This is a genomic window from Planococcus sp. SE5232 (assembly GCF_050686535.1).
Taxonomy (GTDB): Bacteria; Bacillota; Bacilli; order Bacillales_A; family Planococcaceae; genus Planococcus.
In genome coordinates this window covers 188176-204084 of record NZ_JBOGCP010000002.1, presented here as the reverse complement: position 1 = coordinate 204084, position 15909 = coordinate 188176, and the positions used below count along the sequence as shown (strand labels likewise).

Here is a 15909-nt window from a genome sequence, read left to right as displayed (position 1 = left end):
TGGGCGCTGGAGTCTTTACAATAAGTCTCCAGCTGAAAGTTATATTTTCATAATGTAGAAAATCTACACAAAAAGGCTGCCGGGAAATTTCCCGGTAGCCTTTTCTGTTATATAAAGAAGAAATATCTTGTATACTGGTAAAGAGGTGAAATGGACATGTACATAAGCGAAAAAGAAATAGAAATCCGTTACGCGGAAACCGATCAAATGGGGGTTGTCTATCATGCCAACTATATTATTTGGCTGGAAATCGGCCGCACCAAACTGATCGAAGACTTGGGATTCACGTATGCGGGCATGGAGAAAGATGGCTACTTGTCTCCTGTGACCGATATTTCCATTCAATATAAAGCGGCTCTCCGTTATGGACAGAAAGCCTATGTCCGAACCTGGGTGGAGGAACACGGACGCCTGCGGACCAAATACGGCTACGAAATCGTCCATGAAGACGGTGCGATTGCCGCAACCGCAACATCCGAGCATGTAGTAGTCAAAAAAGAGTCGTTCCGTCCGGTTTCCATCAAGAAAATCTATCCGGAATGGCATGAGAAATACGAAGAGATCAAAAAGCAGGCTGCCGATGGCGTTCGGAATTAAGCGGGACGAGCTGGAGCGCTGGAAACAGGGAGTCGCCAACGGACAGATTTCATTTTTGACCCATTACTGGGTGGATGAGCGCTTTCCGGGATGCAGTACGGTCACCAAAGTCGGTTGCTGCGACTTGGATAAGCTGGAGACATGGGGCAAGCAGTACGGTCTGCACCGTGAGTGGATGGATTTGCGCGGCAATTACCCCCATTTTGACTTGTTCGGCGATCGCCAAAAAGCAATCCTGCAAAATGAAGGCCAACTGGAGCAACTGAATAAACTGCAAAATAAAAAAGCATGAATTATTCATGCTTTTTTATTTTGTATATGAATAATCAAGTTCGTGTAAGTCATCATTGACGCTGACCTGTAGATTGTGGCCATCAAAATACCAGACATCGGTTTGTTCAATAAAGTAGGTGACTTGGTCCTGTTCCACCTGGACAGCCATTTCATACGGCTGATCTTTGGTTACACCCAATGAAAATCCAGGCTGCAGCTTGCTGGAACCGCCGTAGCGGACGAAAAAGCGAACTGCTTCTCCCGGAGCCACTTCCATTTCTTCTTTAAACCAATCGAGTGCGTCTTGACTGATGTTAATCTGCATATCACACGTCCTTCCACTGGGTTTACCAGTTGATTTTTGGCTCAGTTCCGGCTCGGATCCGGGAAATATTGGCACGATGGCGGAAAATGATGAACAAAGCCAGAATGTAGATGACAATCATAAACAGGTAATCTCCCGTGTAGATCCCATAAAAAGTCGTATAGATGATGAAAACGACAGCCAGGATAATAGACGACAACGACACCATTTTCGTGATCTTCAAAGCGATGAGCAGCACTGCCACCGCCATGATAAACAATGGCCATTGATAGCCAAGAAGGATACCGCCTGATGTCGCAACTGCTTTGCCGCCTTTGAATTTAGCGAACACCGGATAGATGTGGCCAATGACTGCAAGAACTCCAAGCAGCAGCGGATGAATGTCAGTTGCGATATAGAGGGGAATCAGCGTTGCAGCCGTTCCTTTCAGGATATCCAGCAGCGTGACAGCAATTCCGGCTTTCTTCCCGAGGGTCCGGAATGTGTTGGTAGCGCCTAAATTTCCGCTTCCTTGTGTGCGGATGTCCGTGTTGTAAAATAGTTTCCCGACCCATAAGGCAGACGGAATCGAGCCGAGCAGGTAAGCGAGTAGAATGGGAAGCAGTATAGTCATCATGAACTCCTTTAAAACAACCTTATTTTGTAGTATCAGTTTACCATGACTGAAGTTCTTTGAACAATAGATGGCAAATTATTCAACAGGCAGGACGAATTCGTGTATGATAGAATAAAAAGGACAGGTGATGATCTTGAACAATCCTAGCCGTGAAGAAATCAAAAACGTACTCGACAATGCGAAAACAATTGCTGTAATTGGCCTCAGTCCGAATCCGAGCCGAACTTCCCATATCGTCTCGCAATCCATGCAACGTGCCGGTTACCGCATCATCCCAGTCAATCCGCAAGCAGATACTGTGCTGGGTGAAAAAAGTTACGCTTCTTTGAGTGAGATTCCAGAAAAAGTGGATATCGTCAATGTTTTCCGGCGAAGTGAGTTTCTAGAAGATATCGCTGAAGAGTTCATGAAAATCGATTGTCCAGTGTTCTGGACACAATTAAATGTAGTTGATGAAGACGTATTCAATCGCTTGGCTGATGCAGGTTACACAGTCATTATGGACCGTTGCATCAAAGTGGAACACGCCATTCTGAAATAAGGCATTACTGCTAAAGGGCGCTCAGCGCTCTTTTTCTATGAAGTTTGACAGATGCCTACAAAATAGAATACGATTAAGAGAGATTATTATGCGAACAAATGTTTGTTGGAGGGAATTAGATGGCTAAAATTCAAAATACGGCATACAACGAAGAAGCAATTCAGGTACTCGAAGGCTTAGATGCCGTTAGAAAGCGTCCGGGGATGTATATCGGTTCGACGGATACACGCGGGCTTCACCACTTGGTCTATGAGATTGTCGATAACTCGGTCGATGAAGCGCTTGCAGGATACGGGGACAGAATTACTGTAACCATCCATGAAGACAACAGCATCAGTGTCCGGGATTATGGACGCGGCATGCCTACAGGAATGCACCGAAGCGGAAAACCCACTCCAGAAGTGATTCTGACGGTTCTCCATGCCGGAGGAAAATTCGGCCAGGGCGGCTATAAGACAAGCGGAGGCCTTCATGGCGTCGGTGCATCGGTCGTCAATGCTTTATCCGAATTTCTGGAAGTGACGATTTACCGTGACGGCAAGAAGTACCGCCAACGATTTGAAAACGGCGGCAAGCCGGCCACGACTCTGGAAGAAATCGGTTCGACAAAAGAAAGTGGCACCATGATCCACTTTTTGCCGGATGAAACTATTTTCTCCGTGTCCAAATACAATTACGAAACTCTTTCCGAACGTCTGCGCGAGTCTGCTTTCCTGTTGAAAGGATTGAAGATCGAATTGTTCGATCAACGGACAGAAGCAAAGGACATTTTTCATTACGAAACCGGCATTGAAGCGTTTGTATCTTACCTGAACGAGGAAAAAGACGTGCTTCATCCAGTAGCCTACATCGAAGGGCAGCAGGACGAAATGGAGATCGAATTTTCGTTCCAGTTCAACGATGGCTATTCCGAAACGATCCTGTCGTTCGTCAACAACGTACGGACCCGCGATGGCGGTACCCACGAAACCGGTGCAAAAGCAGCCATGACACGCGTCTTCAACGACTATGCCAGAAAAATCAACTTGCTGAAGGAAAAAGACAAAAACCTTGAAGGCTCCGACATCCGCGAAGGATTGGCAGCCATCGTTTCCGTCCGCATCCCCGAAGGCATGCTGCAATTTGAAGGGCAGACGAAAAGCAAGCTTGGAACCAGTGAAGCAAGAAGCATCGTCGATTCAGTCGTGTCCCAAAAATTGATGTATTTCTTGGAAGAAAATGCTGATCTCAGCGCTTCTTTGGTGCGAAAAGCAATTCGTGCATCACAGGCTCGAGTGGCCGCCAGAAAAGCGCGCGAAGACGCGCGAAACGGCAAAAAGCGCAAGAAATCGGACGCGTTGTTGTCCGGTAAATTGACGCCTGCCCAATCCCGCAACGCCTCGAAGAACGAATTATACCTGGTGGAAGGAGATTCGGCCGGCGGTTCTGCCAAACAAGGGCGCGACCGGACCTTCCAAGCCATCCTGCCGCTGCGCGGGAAAGTCGTCAACACGGAAAAAGCGAAACTCGAAGAAATCATGAAGAATGAAGAGATTTCAACCATCATCCACGCCATTGGCGGAGGGGTATCTTCCGATTTTTCAATCGACGACATCGCCTACAATAAAATCATCATCATGACTGATGCAGATACGGATGGAGCGCATATTCAAGTGCTGTTGCTGACATTCTTCTTTCGGTATATGAAACCATTGATCGAGGCTGGAAAAGTGTTTATTGCGCTTCCGCCGCTATACAAGGTTTCCAAAGGCATCGGCAAAAAAGAAGTGGTCGACTACGCCTGGACAGAATCGGATCTGGATGCATCGATTCAAAAAGTCGGTAAAGGCTATACACTGCAGCGCTATAAAGGTTTAGGTGAGATGAACGCAGACCAGTTATGGGAAACGACTATGAACCCAGAATCCCGTACGTTGATCCGGGTTACGATTGAAGACAGTGCACGTGCAGAACGCGGCATCACTACCTTGATGGGTGATAAAGTGGAACCGCGGCGCAGATGGATTGAAAACAACGTCGACTTCGGACTTGAAGAAGACAGCAATATTCTTGAAAATGATTTGATTCACGCTGAGGAGGAACTTGTATGACACAAACCGAAAGATTTCAGGATTTGCCACTGGAAGAAGTAATCGGCGATCGGTTTGGCCGTTACAGTAAATACATTATCCAGGACCGGGCATTGCCGGACGCCCGTGACGGGTTGAAACCTGTTCAGCGCCGTATTTTATATGCCATGCACCATGAAGGCAACACCAACGATAAAGCGTTCCGTAAATCGGCCAAAACCGTCGGTAACGTCATCGGTAACTACCATCCACATGGAGACAGCTCTGTTTACGAGGCGATGGTGCGCTTGAGCCAGGATTGGAAAATCCGACATATGCTCGTTGAAATGCACGGCAATAACGGCTCGATGGACGGCGATTCGCCTGCTGCGATGCGTTATACTGAAGCCCGTCTATCTGCTATTTCTTCTGAACTGCTGCGGGACATCAACAAAGGCACCGTGGATTTCATCCCGAACTTTGATGATTCTGATATGGAACCGACTGTTTTGCCGGCTCGATTCCCGAACCTTCTGGTCAACGGATCGACCGGTATTTCTGCCGGCTATGCCACCGATATCCCACCGCACGCCCTTCATGAAGTACTCGATGCGGTATTGATGCGCATGGACAACCCGCAAGCGACGGTCGCAGAACTGATGACTGTCATTAAAGGACCGGATTTCCCGACCGGGGGCATCATCCAGGGAGTGGATGGCATCCGTAAAGCTTATGAAACCGGCAAAGGCAAAATCATTGTCCGTTCAAAAGCACGAGTGGAACCGTTAAAAGGCGGGAAAGAGCAGATCGTCATTACGGAAATCCCGTTTGAAGTCAATAAAGCCAATATGATCAAAAAAATTGATGACCACCGGTTCGACCGCAAGCTTGAAGGCATCTCCGAAGTGCGGGATGAATCGGACAGAAGCGGGTTGCGGATTGTCATTGAATTGAAGAAAGATGTCCAGGCAAACGGAATTTTGAGCTATCTGTATAAAAATACCGATCTGCAGGTCAGCTACAACTTCAATATGGTGGCCATCTACAAACGCCGTCCAACAATGATGACTTTACAGACGATGCTTGATGCCTATATCGAACATCAGAAAGAAGTCATCACCAAGCGCTCTGAGTTCGATCTCCAAAAAGCTAGCGATCGTATGCATATTGTAGAAGGCTTGATGAAAGCTCTATCGATTCTGGACAAAGTGATCAAGACCATCCGTTCTTCAAAAGATAAACGCGATGCCAAAAATAACCTGATTGAGTCATTCGATTTCTCGGAAGCACAGTCGGAAGCGATTGTTTCCCTGCAATTATACCGTTTGACCAATACAGACATTACGGAACTGCAAAAAGAAGAAAACGATCTGAAAAAATTGATCGCTGAATTGACAGGGATTCTGACCAGTTCAACAAAATTAAAAAATGTCATCAAGAAAGAATTGGCAAACATACGCAAGCAATTTGCAGAACCGCGCCGATCCGTCATTGAAGATAAAATAGAAGAAATTACCATTACACGCGAAATCATGATTCCAAGCGAAGAAGTGGTAGTGACCGTAACCAAAGAAGGGTATGTCAAGCGGACCAGTACACGTTCGCATGCCGCTTCAAACGGCAAGGACTTTGCGATGAAAGAAACGGATTATCTGCTGTTCGAAGGCAACTTGAATACGCAGCATACCATTCTGATATTCACCACTGCAGGAAACTTTGTTTACCAGCCGATCAATGAACTGCCTGACATCAAATGGAAAGACCTTGGCCAGCATTTATCCAGCATTGTTCAATTGGATGCCAATGAATCCATCCTTGCAGTGTATCCGTTTGAAAACTTCGATGCAGATGCCAGCATCCTGACGGTGTCTAAATTAGGGCAGGTCAAACGTTCAGCGTTGAAGGATTATCATATTCAGCGTTATTCACGTGCGATTAAGACGATGAACCTGAAGTCGGGTGATGCGATGATCTATGCAGGATTGGTGACGAAGGAAACTGAGTTGTTCATTGGGACTAAGCAAGCCTATGGTCTACGTTTCCCACTGGAGGAAGTTCCGCTCACCGGCCTTCGTACCGGGGGCGTCAAAGGCGTCAATCTGAAAGATGGGGATGAAGCAGTTTCCGCTGTTATGATCGACCCGGAAGTGAAGCAGGAATTGGTGTTGATCACCCACCGCGGTGCGGCGAAGAAAATGAAGCTGCAGGAGTTTGAGAGCGGCAGCCGGGCGAAGCGCGGGGTCGTTATGCTCCGTGAGTTGAAATCGAATGCTCACCGTGTGGTTGCTGTAGTCGCTGCAACCGGAAAAGAAGAAATCATACTAGAAACCGACAAAGGCGCACGCATTTCACTGATTGCGAATTCGTTAAAGAATGTGGACCGTTATTCAAACGGTTCCTTCATCGCGGATGAAGCGGCGGATGGAAAAGTGATTTCCGCCTACCGTGTCGAGCTAAAAGAGTAATACGAATAACCCCACCCTTTATTCAGAGGGGTGGGGCTTTTTTTATTCAAGGTATTCATTTTTTAACTGAGTTATATTTATTATTCATAAATATTCAATAAATAATATGGAGGGTGAACTATTTGTAAAAATGAATAATCAACAATCTTCAATTCAAATATTTTGCAACTGCTTTTAAGTTCGATAAAGACAAGATGGAAGAAACTTTTCATTGAATTGTCGCAATTTTCTTACCAAGTAAACGCTCTGATGTGGTAGAGTAGTGAGATAAATAAAAATAAGAAGGTGACATCTATGGCTAAGAGCAACATCACAGAGCTTGACAGGGAAGTAAAGCTATCTAGAGTATCGGTGGAAGAGATTATGGTGGCCAACCAGGCGCTCAAGGATGTCGTCAATAAAACTCCGTTGCAGAAAAACGAATTATTGTCCGCACGATATGAATGCAATGTCTATTTGAAACGTGAGGATCTGCAAGTGGTTCGTTCCTTTAAACTGCGTGGAGCCTATAACTTCATCCGCAGCCTAAGTGCAGCTGACCGTGCTAAAGGCGTCGTCTGTGCCAGCGCCGGCAACCACGCACAAGGTGTGGCCTACTCGTGCTTCGCACTCGGCATTGAAGGGAAGATTTTCATGCCATTGACGACTCCGCGTCAAAAAGTATCGCAGGTCAAGCGATTTGGCGGAGACAAAGTATCGGTAGTATTGACGGGCGATACGTTTGACGATTCTTTCACTGCGGCGATGGACTACTGCACGGTGGAAGAAAAGGTGTTTGTCCATCCATTCAACGACAGCCGTATCATCGCTGGACAAGGGACAGTTGCGGTAGAAGTGCTGAATGATATACAGGAGCGCGTCGATTATATGTTCTGCGCAATCGGCGGCGGCGGATTGGCATCCGGTGTCGGGTCTTATTTGAAAGGAATCAGCCCTTCGACAAAACTGATCGGTGTGGAACCGGCCGGAGCTGCAGGGATGAAAGCTTCTCTCGCCAATGGACAGGTGACGCGTCTGGATACCATCGACACATTCGTCGACGGCGCTGCAGTCAAACAGGTTGGCGATTTGTCCATGGCCATCTGTTCGGATGTACTGGATGACATCGCTCTGGTGCCCGAAGGTAAAGTCTGCACGACGATTTTGCAGCTGTATAACGAAAATGCCATCGTCGCAGAACCCGCTGGCGCATTATCCGTTGCAGCCCTTGATTTCTATAAAGATGACATCAAAGGAAAAAACGTGGTTTGCGTCATCAGTGGGGGCAATAATGACATTGAGCGGATGCAGGAAATCAAAGAAAAATCCCTGATCTACGAGGGATTGAAGCATTATTTCATCGTCACTTTCCCACAGCGTGCTGGAGCGCTCCGTAAATTTATGGAGCAGGTTCTTGGAGAAAATGATGACATCACCCATTTCGAATACACGAAACGGACAAATCGTGAAGAAGGACCGGTCTTGGTCGGAATCGAACTGAAATGCCAGGAGGACTACGAGCCGCTTGTCAAACGCATGACAGAAAACGGTTTTCCATATAAAGACCTCAATAATGATTCTCTGCTGTTCAATTTATTGATCTAATGGCAGGTTTGACCTATACGAAAGGGCGTTCACGATTAGTGGACGTCCTTTTCAGTATTCCGAAAAAGTCTATAAAGTGGAGACTTCTCTTCAGTGGTATAGTGGAATCAACTACAGGAACGAGGTGGACTAAGTGGGAAATCGATGTTTATGGGCTCAGAGCAATGCCATGATGCAAGCCTATCATGATGAAGAATGGTGCAGGCCCAGCCGGGATGACCGCTATCTTTTCGAAATGTTGATTCTGGAAGGTGCACAGGCCGGATTATCGTGGAATATTGTGTTATCAAAGCGTAATGCCTATCAGGAAGCTTTCCATCAATTCGACGTTGATTATTGTGCGGAGCTGTCGGATGCAGAGCTTGTGTCCATCAAAGAGAATTATACTGTAGTCAAGCACGGCGCAAAAATCCAGTCTGTCCGTACCAACGCCCAGGCGGTACAAAGCATTCAAAAAGAGTGGGGAAGTTTTGCTGATTTCCTATGGAGCTTTACAGATGGCATACCGGTCCACAATAATTGGGAGACCGATGCACAGATTCCTGCGCAATCGCCGCTTTCTGTCCAGCTCAGCAAAGAATTGAAAAAGCGCGGCTTTAAATTCGTGGGACCGGTGACGACCTATTCGTTTATGCAGGCCATCGGGATGGTCCATGACCACATCAATAGCTGTGACTACCGAATAGTGAAACAATAAACAACCGCCAGTGGCGGTTGTCGGTTAAGGTGAATCTTCAGTTTGGTGCTGGTTCTTTGAATTCCAGCAGGTTTCCGAAGTTTAAACAAGGTAAAAAGCGAGAAAGTGCAGTGATCACTTCCTCGCTTTTTTTGACTTAAAGGAATTGCCATATAAAAGCAGAATAAGATACAGACAGCTTTCCAAATGAATTAATGAACTAGACAATCTCTATGTATTATCGACGGGTTTCAGCCCGTTTTTAAGCTGCTTCTTTACAGTTCAGACGGCTTCTCTTTTTTCCACTAGAGCTTATAGGGTTTCTGCGGTAAACTGAGTAATAGAAAGACTATTTTTCTCCTTTTTGTTTATTGGTATCTCTAATACTAAGAGAAGGCTTCCATTTCTCTCTTTTGCAGGCGAAGAAGAGCTGTATAGTGAGTCTTATATCCAAATAAAACCATTTAATTGAGCGCATGTAAATGTTTAGTTTATGCAAAGTTAACGACATTCTGAATAACGAGTGGTCTTTACAGTAGCCGTCTTATTTTTTGCCAAACGGCAGAAGAATAAAACGAGTCGCGAAAGGAGATGTAGTATGTTGAACTTAAAATATTTGGATCTATTGGCGCAAAAATACGATAGTGAAGAAAAAGTTGCGACTGAAATCATCAATCTTGAGTCAATCCTTGATTTGCCTAAAGGAACCGAGCATTTTGTAAGCGATTTACACGGGGAATTCCAAGCTTTCCAGCATGTTCTGCGAAACGGTTCGGGAAATGTGAAAGTGAAGATCAAGGACTTGTTCAAAGATGAAATGAGCCAGAAAGAGCTCAACGAATTTGCGACATTGGTCTATTACCCGGAAGAAAAACTGCAATTGATCAAAAGCACTTTCAGCAATAAAGCGGAATTGCAGGAATGGTACATAGAGGTCATTGAACGGATGCTGAAGCTCGTGTCCTATGCATCGTCCAAATACACACGTTCGAAGCTCCGCAAAGCCTTGCCGAAACAGTTTGTCTATATCATCGAAGAGCTGCTCTACAAAACGGACGAGTTCAAAAATAAAAAAGAGTACTACGCCAAAATGGTGGATCAGATTATTTCACTCGGACAAGCCGATAAGCTGATTATCGGGTTGGCTTACACGACACAGCGATTGGTCGTGGACCATCTGCATGTGGTGGGCGATATCTATGACCGGGGACCGGATCCGCATAAGATTGTGGATACACTCATCGATTATCATTCAGTTGATATTCAATGGGGAAATCATGACGTACTTTGGATCGGCGCCTTTGCCGGCTCTAAAGTGTGCCTAGCGAATATCCTTCGCATATGCGCGCGCTACAATAATTTGGATATTATCGAAGATGTCTACGGCATCAACCTGAGACCGCTGTTGAATTTGGCGGAAAAATATTATGAGGACAATCCGGCTTTCCGTCCGAAAAGAATTGCGGATGAACAACTGACAGAGCAGGAACAGCTGCAGATCACTAAAATCCATCAGGCGATTTCCATCATTCAGTTTAAATTGGAAAGTCCGATCATCAAAAGACGTCCCTGCTTTGCGATGGAAGACCGGCTGCTGCTTGAAAAAGTCGATTATGAAAAAAATGAAGCAACAATCCACGGAAAAACTTATCCACTGGAAAATGGCTGTTTTGCGACCGTCAATCCGGAAAAACCTGATGAATTGCTGGAAGAAGAACAGCAGGTCATCGATAAGCTGCTGTTCTCTCTTCAACATTCGGAAAAATTGGCAAGACATATGAATTTCCTGATGAAAAAAGGCAGCCTTTATTTGAAGTACAACGGCAATCTGTTGATCCATGGCTGTATACCGCTGGATGAAGAAGGCAATATGGAGAAGATGGAGATTGAAGGGAAAGACTATGCCGGCCGGGATCTATTGGACCTTTTCGAGCGGTATCTCCGGCATTCATTCGTCCATCCCGAGGAAACCGATGACTTTGCGACCGATATGGTCTGGTACTTGTGGACAGGGGAATATTCATCCCTTTTCGGCAAACGCGAGATGACGACATTTGAGCGCTATTTCATCAAAGATAAAGAGACGCATAAAGAGCGGAAGAATCCATATTATTATTTGCGTGAAGATGAGGAAATGTGCCGTAAGATGCTGGAGGAGTTTGACTTGAATCCAGATTACGGACGCATCATCAATGGCCATACGCCGGTCAAGGAACGCGATGGGGAAAACCCGATCAAAGCGAACGGCAAGATGCTGGTGATCGATGGCGGATTCTCAAAAGCCTACCAATCAACCACAGGAATTGCCGGCTATACGCTGTTATACAACTCCTATGGCATGCAGCTGGTGGCGCATCAGCTGTTCAACTCCAAAGAAGAGGTATTGCAGAACGGTACGGATGTATTGTCCGCAAAACGGCTGGTTGATGAAGAGCTGGAGCGGAAAAAAGTCAGGGAAACGAATATTGGAGAAGGATTAATGCAGGAAATCTTCAATTTAAACAGCTTGAGGGAATACCGTTACATGAAGTGACAGCAGTTGAATCGAATGAAGAAAGGAAGAGCCGCAACTCTGTGGCTCTTCCTTTTCTGTTTAACATCCCACTCATTTGCCGACGGGTTCTATAAAGGGCGCCTTGCAGAGCCATCCATCCCGACGGATTTTCTTTTTAAAGCGTTGTGCTGTTCCAGTCTTGGACCCAGCTGAAACAACAGGACACCGCCGCTGATCAACAGAACGCCGAGCAGGGACTGCCATGTGAAAGCGACTTTTTCCAAGCCGAACCATCCGAGCGTATCCCACATCAAGCCAAAGAAAATCTGCGACACCATGATCAGGGAAATGGCGCGGCTGGGTCCGAGAATCTGGACGCCCTGTGTCACGCAGGCCACGACGCCGACGCCAAGTATGCCGCTGAACCAAAACCAGGGCTGTGCCTGGAATTCGAATAGCCGGCTGCCTTCAAAAGCGAGACCTGCGGCCAGTGAAGCCAGAAATCCGAGAAGCAGGACAAGGGCCGTAGTGGACCAGACGCTGACATGTTTTTTAACGTTGGCGTTGAAAGTGTTTTGAAGACAGACAAACGCGCCTCCGAGTAATGCCAATAAGATGCCGATTGCCATATAGATTCTCCTATTCGTAAATATTTTGACCGGCTTGAGTGAGCAGGGAAGAACGGTCAAGAATGGTGATTTTTCCACGTTTTTTAATGATCCATCCAGCTTGTTCGAATTGCTTAAGCACACGATTCAAATGCCGATAGCTGGTGCCGATCAAGTCAGCCATATCGACGAGGGAAGTGGAGTCGAGTTTCGGTTGTGTTGGTGTCATGGACAACAGGTAGCTCGCCAGCCGAACATCCACTGGATAAAGCAGGTTGAAGTTCATGGCATGCGATTTCATCTTGAATTTCTGGGTTACGGTTTCGAGGAGGAAATTAAGCCACACGGGATTGTCTGCCATCTCTTTTTGCAAGACTTCGTATGGAATCCGGATGACCCGTGTCGTTGTGACGGCTTCTACGGTATTGATCAGCGAACACTGCTGGATGAATTCGATATCGCCCACCAAATCAAAAGGATTTTTAAACGCTAAAATTAAACGCTTTCCTTCGGGAGACAGCATGGATATCTTCAGTTTTCCTTTAACTAACAGGTAGAGTGTGCCGGAATCATCTCCTTGAGACAGCAAACGGTCTCCACCTGCTAAACTTTCCAGCTGCATCACCTGTTGGACACGCTCCGGAAACAAATCCGCCAGTCCGTATTGGGATAGATAATCCTTGCTTGTCAATTCCATTTCCACCCTCCTCACCATTTCAGAACAATGACTCCTGCAATCATCAGCAACAGACCGGCAATCTGTGTCCGCCCGATCCGTTGCTTGGCCATGTCGAACCAGCCTTTACTGTCGATCATGACTGCCGCAACCAACTGGGCAATCAGGAAGATGCCGATGGTCAGCGTCACGCCCATCCGGTGGACCGCTGTCATGTTGCTGTAAAGGACGACCGCTGCCAGCATTCCACCGGATGCGTAAAGAGGCGGTACTGTTTTTAAATTGAGGTACGAACGGTCCCCCAGCATAACAACAATCAACAGCGCCAGCACAAAGCCGGTGAACTGTGTCATCGTCGCTGCCTGCCAGGTACCGATGCCAGTACTGATTGTGGCATTTGCAACACTCTGGAAGGTCAGGAAAAAGCCGCCTGCCAGGGCAAAAAAGATTCCTCTCATCCAGATCACACACCTTTCTTTCATTTTACAGTAAGAGAAGATTAAAAAACCGAAAAGGACATATGTCCCATATCGAAAAGGCTTTAAGTAAACCTAGGCGGAAATTACCTGAACTGTATAAAATAATTGAATGTGCCGAAGAAACCGGTTCTTTTGTTTATAATGAAATAAAAGTAGCTTCCAATTAAAGCAGGCAGGTGAGACTACCAATGGGGCAAGGGAGTACTGATCGGGAGATTTTCCCACGTTATTTTGCCAGCGTAAATCAACATAAGGACCCTAAATCCTTCTCTCGTCAACTTCAGCATATTGTTTCCGGAAAAAGATAAGCAAAGCCGCTAAGTGAAAAATTTCAGCCAAAGCAAAATAAATTATGGTAAGCTACTGACATCATATCCTCATGAAATAAAAAAAATCTCCAAAATCATCGTTACTATTTCGTAAGGATCAAGAGCGGAGCGTATGACTATGTTAAAAGAACAAAGTAGATATTCAAGACTGGCAGAACTGACGAAAATCATCAATACGAAGTTGGAACTGCATGAAGTATTAAAGCATGTCACGGTTGCAATCTCCGAAGAGATCGTTCAATGCGATTCTGTCGGCATCTATCTGCCTGATGAAGATGGCCATTTCAGGGCGGTAGCCGGAAAACCTGATTTCATTAACGGGCACGCCATCTCTTCCCAGAAAATCAATAGTGATACAGATCGCTTCGCTAAAGACATCTTAACTACGAAGCAGACGATTTATATTCCCGATACATCGAGGGATAAACGACCCGACCCGTCAGCTGTCGCTGCATTCAATATCCATTCACTGCTCGGGCTCCCAATCATTTATGAGGAGCATCTCTTTGGACTGGTCTTTCTATTCGATTGTGGAAAACCCATGGACATTACAGAAATGCAGATACAAAGTGTAGAAGCATATGTCAATATGGCAGCGGTCGCTATTCAAAACGCCAATAACTTAAAGCAGAAAGAGCATTTGCTTGCAGAAAAGCAGCTGTTGCTCGATGCCAACCGCGAATTGTCCATGTGCTCAACCATCCAGGAAACCTTGGATACTTGTTTTTATTATTTGGGCAAAACCGTGGACTGCACGAATGTTGCTGCCTTTCTCAGTGATCCGAAGAAAGAAAATGTCCTCAGTTTTAAAGGAATGAGCAAGGAGTCTGAATGGACAGAAGATGAATGGAAGAATGCACTGAAGGATATCCAGGCGAATCAAAGCACTGAAAACATTATCCATGAAGTGATGGTCAACAGAACAGTCAAGTTTATACCGAGTGAGGAAAGATGCCGGCTGCTGCTGATTCCGATGATTTCGAAAGGAGAAGTTTTCGGGTTTATTGCCATTGCCTGTTTAATGGAGACTCTTCAGGCGGACGAAAGATCCCAGGTCCACCTGGCGCATTCCATTGTTGATGCGACAGCCCTCAGCTATTCAAATTTAACGTATATGGATCAACTGGAATTGCGTGTGAAAAGACGTACAAATGAATTGGCGACTGCCAACGACAAAGTCACCAGCGTCATCGAAAGCATAACGGATGGTTTCTTCGCGCTGAACAAGAACTGGGAATTCATCTACATCAACCAGCATCAGTATCTACCAAAAGGAAAAGTATCCGAGAACGTGTTGGGGCAAAGCATATGGGATGTGTATTCGGATACACTCAATCCCGTTCTGCATGGTGAGCTTTACCGGGCGATGTCGGAGCGGGTTCCTGTGCATTTTGAAGTTTCATCAGCGGAGGGCTGTTGCTTTGAAGTGGTCGCCTATCCTTTTGACGATGGCATCTGTTGCCTTTGCAAAAACACCACAGAAAAAAAGAACTATGAAAATGAACTGAAACGCTTATCGAATCTTGAATTGATCGGCCAGATGGCTGCGGGAATCAGCCATGAAATCCGTAATCCAATGACCACGGTCCGGGGCTTCCTTCAATTGCTTACAAATGATCAGGGATTGAAGAAATACGCTACTTACTTCGAGCTCATGATTGATGAATTGGATCGCGCCAACTCCATCATTTCAGAATTTCTCTCGATGGGAAATACGCGTTCATCGGAATTGAAGATGCAGGATTTAAATGCCATCATCTATGATATCGCACCTCTATTGGAAATCGATACCTTCAACCAAAACAAAATCATCGAGTTCGAGACGCAGGAGATACCCGAAATGTTCTTGAACCGGGATGAAATCCGTCAATTGCTCATCAACCTGTGCAGAAATGGCCTGGAAGCGATGCAGCCGGGCAAGATGCTGTCGATTCGCACCTATATTGAAGAGAAAGACACTGTCGTACTGGAAATCCGCGATCAAGGCGCAGGGATGGACACAGAAGTCCTGAAGAAAATCGGCACTCCTTTCTATACCACGAAAGATAATGGCACCGGCCTGGGGCTGGGCGTCTCTTATGCAATTGCCGCTCGCCATCATGCTAAAATCAATGTACAGTCGAATGAAGAAGGTACCGTGTTTTTCGTTAAATTCTGTTGTCCGGGATGTTGAAAAGCCGCCCTTTTATCCGCTTCAG

Annotated in this window: 14 protein-coding genes; 9 read left to right on the top strand and 5 right to left on the bottom strand. The window is 46.0% G+C overall.

Annotated elements, in window-relative coordinates; all coding sequences use genetic code 11:
- Nucleotides 1-156: 156 nt before the first annotated feature.
- Entirely contained in the window at nt 157-597 is a 441-nt protein-coding gene (locus tag ACRC6Q_RS09840; RefSeq protein WP_431466450.1) for an acyl-CoA thioesterase, read from the top strand.
- Nucleotides 581-889, top strand: a complete 309-nt coding sequence (locus ACRC6Q_RS09835) for a hypothetical protein (RefSeq protein WP_223639189.1) — start codon at nt 581-583, stop codon at nt 887-889. The genes ACRC6Q_RS09840 and ACRC6Q_RS09835 overlap by 17 nt, the downstream gene beginning before the upstream one ends.
- Before the next feature lie 15 nt (nt 890-904).
- Here the strand turns inward: ACRC6Q_RS09835 and ACRC6Q_RS09830 are convergent, their stop codons facing one another.
- Nucleotides 905-1195, bottom strand: a complete 291-nt coding sequence (locus ACRC6Q_RS09830) for a HesB/YadR/YfhF family protein (protein ID WP_431466449.1) — start codon at nt 1193-1195, stop codon at nt 905-907.
- Between the two features lie 22 nt (nt 1196-1217).
- Nucleotides 1218-1808 carry a glycerol-3-phosphate 1-O-acyltransferase PlsY gene (plsY, locus tag ACRC6Q_RS09825; protein WP_223639390.1) on the bottom strand — a complete coding sequence of 197 codons (591 nt, stop codon included), beginning with the start codon at nt 1806-1808 and terminating at the stop codon, nt 1218-1220.
- 130 nt (nt 1809-1938) lie between these two features.
- Here plsY and ACRC6Q_RS09820 point away from each other — a divergent pair, with 130 nt between their 5' ends.
- The 6 genes from ACRC6Q_RS09820 (at nt 1939) to ACRC6Q_RS09795 (ending at nt 11658) form a co-directional block, all read left to right on the top strand.
- Complete coding sequence (locus ACRC6Q_RS09820) at nt 1939-2352, top strand: CoA-binding protein (RefSeq protein ID WP_223639183.1); 414 nt, start codon at nt 1939-1941, stop codon at nt 2350-2352.
- 119 nt (nt 2353-2471) lie between these two features.
- On the top strand, nt 2472-4442 hold the full coding sequence (gene parE / locus ACRC6Q_RS09815) for a DNA topoisomerase IV subunit B (protein WP_223639179.1): 1971 nt from the start codon (nt 2472-2474) through the stop codon (nt 4440-4442).
- Nucleotides 4439-6865, top strand: a complete 2427-nt coding sequence (gene parC, locus ACRC6Q_RS09810; protein ID WP_223639175.1) for a DNA topoisomerase IV subunit A — start codon at nt 4439-4441, stop codon at nt 6863-6865. The genes parE and parC overlap by 4 nt, the downstream gene beginning before the upstream one ends.
- A gap of 294 nt (nt 6866-7159) precedes the next feature.
- On the top strand, nt 7160-8449 hold the full coding sequence (gene ilvA / locus ACRC6Q_RS09805) for a threonine ammonia-lyase IlvA (protein WP_431466448.1): 1290 nt from the start codon (nt 7160-7162) through the stop codon (nt 8447-8449).
- Nucleotides 8450-8582: 133 nt separating this feature from the next.
- Nucleotides 8583-9146 carry a DNA-3-methyladenine glycosylase I gene (locus ACRC6Q_RS09800; protein ID WP_431466447.1) on the top strand — a complete coding sequence of 188 codons (564 nt, stop codon included), beginning with the start codon at nt 8583-8585 and terminating at the stop codon, nt 9144-9146.
- A 580-nt stretch (nt 9147-9726) separates the two neighbouring features.
- The gene (locus ACRC6Q_RS09795; protein ID WP_223639387.1) at nt 9727-11658 is read left to right on the top strand and encodes a fructose-1,6-bisphosphatase; all 1932 of its coding nucleotides are present in this window, start codon (nt 9727-9729) and stop codon (nt 11656-11658) included.
- A gap of 89 nt (nt 11659-11747) precedes the next feature.
- Here the strand turns inward: ACRC6Q_RS09795 and ACRC6Q_RS09790 are convergent, their stop codons facing one another.
- The 3 genes from ACRC6Q_RS09790 to ACRC6Q_RS09780 are packed head-to-tail and all read right to left on the bottom strand — an operon-like array spanning nt 11748 to nt 13361.
- A complete protein-coding gene (locus ACRC6Q_RS09790) occupies nt 11748-12248 on the bottom strand; it encodes a DMT family transporter (RefSeq protein ID WP_223639164.1) in 501 nt (166 codons plus the stop codon).
- A gap of 10 nt (nt 12249-12258) precedes the next feature.
- Nucleotides 12259-12924 (bottom strand): Crp/Fnr family transcriptional regulator, encoded by a 666-nt coding sequence (locus ACRC6Q_RS09785; protein WP_431466446.1) that lies wholly within the window; start codon nt 12922-12924, stop codon nt 12259-12261.
- Between the two features lie 11 nt (nt 12925-12935).
- Nucleotides 12936-13361: a DMT family transporter gene (locus ACRC6Q_RS09780; RefSeq protein ID WP_223639158.1), complete on the bottom strand. Its 426-nt coding sequence runs from the start codon at nt 13359-13361 to the stop codon at nt 12936-12938.
- Between the two features lie 468 nt (nt 13362-13829).
- Between ACRC6Q_RS09780 and ACRC6Q_RS09775 the strand changes: the two genes are divergently transcribed.
- Nucleotides 13830-15884 (top strand): GAF domain-containing sensor histidine kinase, encoded by a 2055-nt coding sequence (locus ACRC6Q_RS09775; RefSeq protein ID WP_431466553.1) that lies wholly within the window; start codon nt 13830-13832, stop codon nt 15882-15884.
- Nucleotides 15885-15909 lie beyond the last annotated feature (25 nt).

Coding starts and splice junctions, on each gene's coding strand:
- parC (WP_223639175.1), top strand. CDS start 4,439: ATGACACAAACCGAAAGATTTCAGGATTTGCCACTGGAAGAAGTAATC.
- ACRC6Q_RS09840 (WP_431466450.1), top strand. CDS start 157: ATGTACATAAGCGAAAAAGAAATAGAAATCCGTTACGCGGAAACCGAT.
- ACRC6Q_RS09830 (WP_431466449.1), bottom strand. CDS start 1,195: ATGCAGATTAACATCAGTCAAGACGCACTCGATTGGTTTAAAGAAGAA.
- parE (WP_223639179.1), top strand. CDS start 2,472: ATGGCTAAAATTCAAAATACGGCATACAACGAAGAAGCAATTCAGGTA.
- plsY (WP_223639390.1), bottom strand. CDS start 1,808: ATGACTATACTGCTTCCCATTCTACTCGCTTACCTGCTCGGCTCGATT.
- ilvA (WP_431466448.1), top strand. CDS start 7,160: ATGGCTAAGAGCAACATCACAGAGCTTGACAGGGAAGTAAAGCTATCT.
- ACRC6Q_RS09775 (WP_431466553.1), top strand. CDS start 13,830: ATGTTAAAAGAACAAAGTAGATATTCAAGACTGGCAGAACTGACGAAA.
- ACRC6Q_RS09820 (WP_223639183.1), top strand. CDS start 1,939: ATGATCTTGAACAATCCTAGCCGTGAAGAAATCAAAAACGTACTCGAC.
- ACRC6Q_RS09835 (WP_223639189.1), top strand. CDS start 581: ATGGCGTTCGGAATTAAGCGGGACGAGCTGGAGCGCTGGAAACAGGGA.
- ACRC6Q_RS09785 (WP_431466446.1), bottom strand. CDS start 12,924: ATGGAATTGACAAGCAAGGATTATCTATCCCAATACGGACTGGCGGAT.
- ACRC6Q_RS09780 (WP_223639158.1), bottom strand. CDS start 13,361: ATGAGAGGAATCTTTTTTGCCCTGGCAGGCGGCTTTTTCCTGACCTTC.
- ACRC6Q_RS09790 (WP_223639164.1), bottom strand. CDS start 12,248: ATGGCAATCGGCATCTTATTGGCATTACTCGGAGGCGCGTTTGTCTGT.